Annotated in this window: 1 protein-coding gene; it reads right to left on the bottom strand. The window is 63.8% G+C overall.

The features are described from left to right. Positions 1-20 precede the first annotated feature (20 nt). A complete protein-coding gene (locus tag EET03_RS25745; protein WP_122508845.1) occupies positions 21-920 on the bottom strand; it encodes an IS982 family transposase in 900 nt (299 codons plus the stop codon). Positions 921-1,008: the final 88 nt, after the last annotated feature.

Here is a 1,008-nt window from a genome sequence, read left to right as displayed (position 1 = left end):
TGAGTAATTCCCAACCTTGGTCAGTGGTCGTAGGCGATCAGTGACCTCTTGACTGGGCTGTTGATCTTCCAGTTGTGCCAGATCACAGCGGCAAGGGCGAGGAGGCGCTGGGCGACGCGGGCGTAGACGCCTTCGCGTGTGCGCCCGCCATGTCGTTCGAGATTGAGCTGATCCTTGCAGGTGTCGTAAACGGCTTCGATCCATTGGCGCATGCCGGCGAGGTTGCCGTAGCGGCGCTTTTTCTCGTCCTTGCGGTCGGGGCGCACCAGCAGCACACCCAGCTGGTCGGCGCAGTAATGTTCCAACTCGGCACCGGACAGGCCCTTGTCGGCCAGCACGACCATCTTCTCGCGCAGCGCGCCGAGGTCTCGGGCGTGCGCGAAAAGCTCTGCGGCGACCTCTCGTTCGCCGATCTTGGGGTCGGCAAGACACCACGCGACCGGCATGCCCTCCGCAGTGGTGACCAGATACAGCTTCAACCCCCAAAACCAGCGGGAGTGCGCAGCGCAGTACCCGTAGTTGGCGAAACCGGCCAGTTCAGAGCGTTTCGCGGTCTCCCGGGACGAACCGCACGGCACCGGGGTGCCGTCGACCAGACGTAAATCGTCGGCCCACGACGGGCACTGGGTGGCCAGGTAGCGCATAGCCTTGCAGATCAATGGTGTCGCAGCCTTGACCCGCTTGTGGTAGCCGGGCTGTTTCGGCAGGTATGGAAACAGGTGCCCGAGTCGGCCGTAACACATTCGCAGCCAATGGTGTTCGCTGCGGGCGCCGAGCAGCGCCTGAGCCACGGTCAGGCACACCAGCTCGGCGTCGGTCAATTGCTTCGGCCGTCCAGCACGCCGCCGGTCGGGTTGCACTACGTGGTCGTCGATCGTCACATACAGTTCGGTCAGGAGGGCATCGAGGTCTGTCTTCATAACTGTCCATCGGTGCCCTCCAACCACATCCTTCACAAGCCGACACGCCGAGAGTGCAACCACTGCGGCGCCGCTCGGCGTGTCGCCG

The organism is Mycobacterium innocens (genome assembly GCF_900566055.1).
GTDB lineage: Bacteria > Actinomycetota > Actinomycetes > Mycobacteriales > Mycobacteriaceae > Mycobacterium > Mycobacterium innocens.
The sequence above is the reverse complement of the archived record's forward strand: the minus strand, read 5'-3'. Positions and strand labels throughout refer to the sequence as shown.